This is a genomic window from Mycetocola sp., from assembly GCF_025464835.1.
Taxonomy (GTDB): domain Bacteria; phylum Actinomycetota; class Actinomycetes; order Actinomycetales; family Microbacteriaceae; genus Mycetocola_A.
This window is the reverse complement of the sequence record NZ_JAODMP010000014.1, coordinates 1-6319: the sequence shown is the minus strand read 5'-3', so window position 1 is coordinate 6319 and position 6319 is coordinate 1. Positions and strand designations below refer to the sequence as shown.

6 protein-coding genes and 2 tRNA genes are annotated in these 6319 nt (G+C 63.8%); 6 read left to right on the top strand and 2 right to left on the bottom strand.

The features are described from left to right. Positions 1-734 precede the first annotated feature (734 nt). Positions 735-1283, top strand: a complete 549-nt coding sequence (locus JWP90_RS02070; RefSeq protein WP_297359082.1) for a gamma carbonic anhydrase family protein — start codon at positions 735-737, stop codon at positions 1281-1283. Here the strand turns inward: JWP90_RS02070 and JWP90_RS02065 are convergent. After that, positions 1280-1465 (bottom strand): hypothetical protein, encoded by a 186-nt coding sequence (locus tag JWP90_RS02065; protein ID WP_297359079.1) that lies wholly within the window; start codon positions 1463-1465, stop codon positions 1280-1282. The genes JWP90_RS02070 and JWP90_RS02065 overlap by 4 nt on opposite strands. A gap of 38 nt (positions 1466-1503) precedes the next feature. Beyond that, positions 1504-1577, bottom strand: a tRNA-Gly gene (locus JWP90_RS02060). Positions 1578-1774: 197 nt separating this feature from the next. Here JWP90_RS02060 and JWP90_RS02055 point away from each other — a divergent pair. The 5 genes from JWP90_RS02055 (at position 1775) to clpX (ending at position 6201) form a co-directional block, all read left to right on the top strand. Further along, a tRNA-Pro gene (locus tag JWP90_RS02055) sits at positions 1775-1848 on the top strand. A gap of 57 nt (positions 1849-1905) precedes the next feature. Next, positions 1906-3273, top strand: coding sequence for a trigger factor (tig, locus tag JWP90_RS02050; RefSeq protein ID WP_297359077.1), 1368 nt, complete (start codon positions 1906-1908; stop codon positions 3271-3273). A 156-nt stretch (positions 3274-3429) separates the two neighbouring features. After that, a complete protein-coding gene (locus JWP90_RS02045; RefSeq protein WP_297359075.1) occupies positions 3430-4017 on the top strand; it encodes an ATP-dependent Clp protease proteolytic subunit in 588 nt (195 codons plus the stop codon). 83 nt (positions 4018-4100) lie between these two features. Further along, a complete protein-coding gene (locus JWP90_RS02040; protein ID WP_297359084.1) occupies positions 4101-4748 on the top strand; it encodes an ATP-dependent Clp protease proteolytic subunit in 648 nt (215 codons plus the stop codon). A gap of 175 nt (positions 4749-4923) precedes the next feature. Further along, complete coding sequence (gene clpX / locus JWP90_RS02035; RefSeq protein WP_297359073.1) at positions 4924-6201, top strand: ATP-dependent Clp protease ATP-binding subunit ClpX; 1278 nt, start codon at positions 4924-4926, stop codon at positions 6199-6201. Positions 6202-6319 lie beyond the last annotated feature (118 nt).

Here is a 6319-nt window from a genome sequence, read left to right as displayed (position 1 = left end):
TGAAACGGTGGTGAGATCTGTCATGAGTGTTGCCCTTCGCTTTGCGCGTGATGCGCTGTTGGCAACAACGCTACTCAGCCACACACAATCCGCAAGGAAGCGAAGGCTCGTCTAACCTCGCGAGTCGGGGCCGGACCGGTGGATCGACGGTCCGACGTGCGCGCAACGTCCTGGACGGCGGGAGGTCGAATTGCGCACGCTGAATGCGGCAAGCGTCTGGGCGAGGCTCGGCGGCCAGGGCAGGACTGGGCAAGGTCAGCGGAGCGAGGAGATGCTGCGTACTGTCGCCCTGAGGTCGCGGATCCGGCTCTCGTAGATCCGCGCCTGCAGTCTCAGCGCGAGCCCTGCGCGAGCACCGGGAGAGCGACAACACCCAGGGTGACCACACGCCAAAGCCCGTTGGAGGAACCGAGGTTCGCAACCAGCGACGGCAGTCACAGGACCACAGCGGATGCCAAGACCACTGCCGTGGCGAACACCGCTGGCCGCTGCGGCGCGATGGTGATCTCTGCGACATAGCCAGGGCACCGGGTTCTCGCAGTCAGGAACTCCGGGTCGAGCGGCCACCGGTAGGGCGCGTGCTCGAGCCAGACGACAGGCCCGTTGGCTGCGCGAAACCTGGAGCGAAGAGACGGCCCGATCGAGGCGGAGCGGCACCGCGCACGGGGGCTGCTCGCACGTTCGAGGCGACGGGGACGCCGCGGAGAGAAAACCGGTGCCGATAGTGTGACGACATGACGAGTGAAAACGCAGCAAGCATCATCCGGCTCACCGGACTGGGAGGACCGGTGATCGCCGACACGGCGTTCGTCGCGCCCGGCGCCCGGATCGTCGGCAACGTCACCCTGAAGGACGCGTCGAGTGTCTGGTACAACGCCGTCCTCCGAGGAGACTCTGCCTCCATCGAACTCGGCGAGGGCAGCAACATCCAGGACGGCGTCGCCGTCCACGTCGATTCCGCCTCGCCGGTCGTCATCGGCCGCAACGTGTCGGTCGGACACAATGCCGTCGTGCACGGCTGCACCATCGGCGACACCGTGCTCGTCGGGATGGGCGCCGTGGTTCTCAGTGGTGCGGTCATCGGCGACGAATGCCTCATCGCCGGGGGAGCGGTCGTGCTCTCCGGTGCCGTGATTCCGCCGCGGTCGCTCGTCGCCGGGGTGCCCGCGAAAGTGCGACGGGAGCTCACGGACGACGAGGTCGACGGCATCCGCAAGAACGCTGAAATCTATCTCGAACACACCAGGCATCACGCTGAGTCGCTCGAAAACGGTTCTGCCTAGTCCGAGCCGTTTCTCTTGACCCACCGTCGGTGAGAGGTCATCGCGGTGCCCAGGCACACGGCGGATGCCACCATGAGGCCGACACCGGCACCGAAGCGGCCGGTGCCGAAGAAGATGCCGGCGCCGAGAAAGAGCGCCACTCCGATGGTTGTCCAGATCGAATACGGGCGGAGCATCTTCATGGCTTCGCCTTCGTATTCGCCTGCTGGAACGTAAGAACTGGAGGGGCTGACGAGAATCGAACTCGCATCATCTGTTTGGAAGACAGAGGCTTTACCACTAAGCTACAGCCCCGAATCTGGCGGGTTTCCGTCAGAACTTCGGTTTTCACCGGAAGACCGGCACCCGAATATCGTAGTACACGTTTCGAGGTGGAATGTGCCGCGACCCCGGCGGCGGATTTTTGCAGACGCTCGTGCATTAGACTGTCGGAGGCCTTCCATTACCGCCTGCTCGATTGGTGTGTGAGTCCATTACCGGTAGTCACCTACCGGGGCGTAGCTCAGCTTGGTAGAGCGCCCGGTTTGGGACCGGGAGGTCGCAGGTTCGAATCCTGTCGCCCCGACAAGTCCGTCCTCCTCAGCTCGAGGAAAAAATCCACAACACAGGAGAACACACCAACGTGAAATCCACGGTCGAAAAGCTCAGCCCAACCCGTGTCAAGCTCGCCATCTCGGTGACGCCTGAAGACCTGAAGCCGAGCATCACCCACGCCTACGGCCACATCGCCGAACAGGTCAACATCCCCGGATTCCGCAAGGGCAAGGTTCCACCGGCGATCATCGACCAGCGCATGGGCAAAGGCGCCGTCCTCGAGCACGCCGTCAACGAAGGCCTCGACGGGTTCTACCGCGCGGCAGTCGAAGAGCACAGCATCCGCACCCTCGGCCGTCCGCAGGCCGACATCGTCGAATGGCCAAGCGACAAGGACTTCTCAGGAGACCTGCAGCTCGCCATCGAGGTTGACGTGCGCCCCGAAATCACGCTGCCGTCATACGACGACATCACCATCGAGGTCGACGAAGCCGAAATCACCGACGAGGATGTCACGGCTGAGCTCGACAAGCTCCGCACCCGCTTCGGCACCCTCGTCACCGTCGACCGCCCCGCGAAGACCGGTGACTTCGTGCAGATCGACCTCGTCGCCACGATCAACGGCGAAGAAGTGGACAACGCGACAGGCATCTCGTACGAGGTTGGTTCAGGCGACCTGATCGAGGGCATCGATGAGGCACTCGAATCGCTCACCGCCGGAGAAGTCACCACGTTCAGCGCACCCCTGCTCGGTGGCGAGCACGAGGGCGAGAACGCGGAGATCACCGTCACGGTCGGTGCCGTGAAGGAACGCGAAATGCCAGCGGCTGACGACGACTTCGCTCAGATCGCCAGTGAGTTCGACACCATCGCTGAGCTCACCGAGAGCCTCAAAGAGCAGGTCGCACGCCAGAAGGCCTTCGGCCAGGGCGCCGCTGCCCGCACCAAGCTGCTCGAGAAGCTCGTCGAGCTCGTCGAGATCCCCGTGCCGGAGAAGCTCGTCGAAGACGAAGTGCACCGTCACCTCGAGGGCGAAGGCCGCCTCGAAGACGACGAGCACCGCGCCGAGGTCACCGTCTCGAGCGAGGCCACCTTCAAGCAGCAGATGCTGCTCGACACCATCGCCGAGGCCGAGAACGTCCAGGTCAGCCAGGACGAACTGACCCAGTACCTGATCCAGGGTGCTGCTCAGTACAACATGGAGCCCGGCGAGTTCATCAAGGTCCTCGACGAGAACGGCCAGATCCCCGCCATGGTCGGAGAGGTCGCCCGCAACAAGGCCCTCGCCGTCGTGCTGGCGAAGACCACCGTCGTCGACACCGCCGGCAAGCCGGTCGACCTCACCGGATTCGTTCCGACCGACGACGAGGCTGCCGCCGAGGACGAGGCCGCAGCGACCGATGAGGCCGCAGTGACCGACGAGGCCCCGGCCGAGGACAGCGACGCAAAGAAGTAGGTTCCGAAAACCACGAAGGATGCCCCGGATGCGACTCCGGGGCATCCGTCGTTTAACCGCGGAGCGGCACGATATCTGCCCACGGCGAACAGAGCAGTTCCGGTGCGTTGGCTCCGATAGATTCGATTACACGCAACAACTGAAATGGAGCGCGACATGGCCGAACTGACACTGCCCAACAGTGTTTTTGACCGACTGCTGAAGGATCGCATCATCTGGCTCGGCGCCGAGGTCCGCGATGAGAACGCGAATGAGATCGCTGCGAAGCTGTTGCTGCTCGCAGCTGAGGATTCCCAGCGGGACATCTACCTGTACATCAACTCGCCCGGTGGTTCGATCACCGCCGGTATGGCGATCTACGACACCATGCAGTTCGTTCCGAACGACATCGTCACCGTGGGCATCGGCATGGCGGCATCGATGGGTCAGCTCCTGCTGACGGCGGGCACGAAGGGCAAGCGTTACATCACGCCGAACGCCCGCGTCCTGCTGCACCAGCCGCACGGCGGTTTCGGTGGCACGTCCAGTGACATCCAGACCCAGGCACAGCTGATCCTCGACATGAAGCGCCGCCTCGCGGAGATCACCGCAGCTCAGACCGGCAAGACCGTCGAGCAGATCAACGCCGACGGTGACCGCGACCGCTGGTTCAGCGCCCAGGAAGCCCTCGAATACGGGTTTGTTGACCACATCCGCGAATCGGCGACCGACGTCACCGGCGGCGGCGGAACCGAATCCAACTAAGCGTCGAGAGAACCAAGAGGACAGAACATATGGAAACCCCGACCTTCCGCGCCGCAGGCAACTTCGCTGCAACCGCGGCGGCCATGCCGAACTCCCGCTACATCCTGCCGAGCTTCGAAGAACGAACCGCTTACGGGTACAAGCGTCAAGACCCGTACGCCAAGCTGTTCGAGGATCGCATCATCTTCCTCGGCGTGCAGGTCGATGACGCCTCCGCTGACGACGTCATGGCGCAGCTCCTCGTGCTCGAGAGCATGGACCCCGATCGCGACATCGTCATGTATATCAACTCCCCGGGTGGCTCGTTCACCGCGATGACGGCGATCTACGACACGATGCAGTACATCCGCCCGCACATCCAGACCGTTGTTCTCGGCCAGGCCGCGTCCGCAGCCGCAGTCCTGACGGCGGCAGGGACACCGGGCAAGCGCCTCGCTCTGCCGAACGCCCGCATCCTCATCCACCAGCCCGCCATCGGCGAGGCCGGCCAGGGGCAGGCATCCGACATCGAGATCCAGGCGGCTGAGATCCTCCGCATGCGGGTCTGGCTCGAAGAGACCCTGTCGGCTCACTCCAACCGGAGCGTCGAGCAGGTGAACAAGGACATCGACCGCGACAAGATCCTGTCAGCAGCGGATGCCCTCGAGTACGGCCTGATCGACCAGGTCCTCACCAGCCGCAAGCACCTGCCGACCCTGAACAAGACGGCGTCTGGAGCCATCGCGTCCTGATCGGGAGCGTTCACGTATCGAAGGCGGAGCCGGGGGAGACCCCGGCTCCGTTTTCATTGGTTCGGGACGATCGTTACCGAGTTTTTCGACACAGGGCAGCCCGCTTGCGGTGCGATGTCTCAGGTTCGGGTTAGGCTCAAAGAAGGCAACCCGCCAGCAAGAGGAGTGTGGACAGATGGCTCGAATCGGTGAGAGCGCCGACCTGCTCAAATGCTCCTTCTGTGGCAAGAGCCAGAAGCAGGTTCAGCAGCTCATTGCGGGTCCAGGCGTGTACATCTGCGACGAGTGCGTCGAGCTGTGCAATGAGATCATCGAGGAGCGCCTCGCTGAGGCCGGTGAAGCGGCGGCACCCGACTTCGACTTGCCCAAGCCCAAGGAGATCTTCAACTTCCTTGAGGAGTACGTGATCGGCCAGGAGCCGGCGAAGCGGGCCCTTTCCGTCGCGGTGTACAACCACTACAAGCGCACTCGCGCGCGCACCACGCTCACCAGTGCCGACTCGATCTCCGACGACATCGAGATCGCCAAGAGCAACATCCTGCTGATCGGCCCGACCGGCTGCGGCAAGACCTACCTCGCGCAGACACTGGCGAAGCGACTGAACGTTCCGTTCGCCGTCGCCGACGCCACCGCCCTGACCGAAGCCGGGTATGTCGGCGAAGACGTCGAGAACATCCTGCTCAAGCTGATCCAGGCCGCTGACTACGACGTCAAGCGTGCCGAAACCGGAATCATCTACATCGATGAGGTCGACAAGATCGCCCGCAAGGCCGAGAACCCGTCGATCACCCGCGACGTGTCAGGTGAAGGCGTGCAGCAGGCGCTGCTGAAGATCCTGGAGGGAACCGTCGCATCCGTTCCCCCGCAGGGCGGGCGCAAGCATCCGCACCAGGAGTTCATCCAGATCGATACGACGAATGTGTTGTTCATCGTCGCCGGCGCGTTCGCCGGTCTCGAAGAGATCATCTCGTCGCGTGCCGGCAAGAAGGGCATCGGCTTCGGCGCTCCGCTGCATTCCAAGGGCGACGACATGAACCTGTTCAGCGAGGTTCTCCCCGAAGACCTTCACAAGTTCGGTCTGATTCCTGAGTTCATCGGCCGGCTCCCCGTGGTCACCACCGTCACGCCGCTCGACCAGCACGCGCTGATGGAGATCCTCACCGTTCCCAAGAACGCCCTCGTGCGCCAGTATCAGCGGATGTTCGAAATCGACGGAGTCGAGCTCGAGTTCGAGCCGAGCGCCCTCGAGGCGATCGCCGACCTGGCCGTGCTCCGCAAGACAGGCGCCCGTGGGCTCCGCGCGATCCTCGAAGAGGTTCTCGGCCCGGTCATGTTCGAGGTGCCGTCGACCGCGGAGGTCGCGCGCGTCGTGATCACCCGCGAATCGGTGCTCGAGAACGCGGCGCCGACGATCGTGCCTCACAAGCCGCGCCGCCAGGAGAAGTCAGCGTAGCAACCCCCACTCACCCTGCGGCCGTGGGGCAAGGGGTGCCAGCTGAGAGCCGACGTGGTGGGGCGCTCGACCGGCATGCGTCGAGTTGCCCTCAGGTGTCGTCCGCATCGGTCGGGAG

Excerpts from the sequence above, each read along its gene's own strand:
- JWP90_RS02070 (WP_297359082.1), top strand. The coding sequence starts at position 735 with ATGACGAGTGAAAACGCAGCAAGCATCATCCGGCTCACCGGACTGGGA.
- JWP90_RS02065 (WP_297359079.1), bottom strand. The coding sequence starts at position 1,465 with ATGAAGATGCTCCGCCCGTATTCGATCTGGACAACCATCGGAGTGGCG.
- JWP90_RS02045 (WP_297359075.1), top strand. The coding sequence starts at position 3,430 with ATGGCCGAACTGACACTGCCCAACAGTGTTTTTGACCGACTGCTGAAG.
- JWP90_RS02040 (WP_297359084.1), top strand. The coding sequence starts at position 4,101 with ATGCCGAACTCCCGCTACATCCTGCCGAGCTTCGAAGAACGAACCGCT.
- clpX (WP_297359073.1), top strand. The coding sequence starts at position 4,924 with ATGGCTCGAATCGGTGAGAGCGCCGACCTGCTCAAATGCTCCTTCTGT.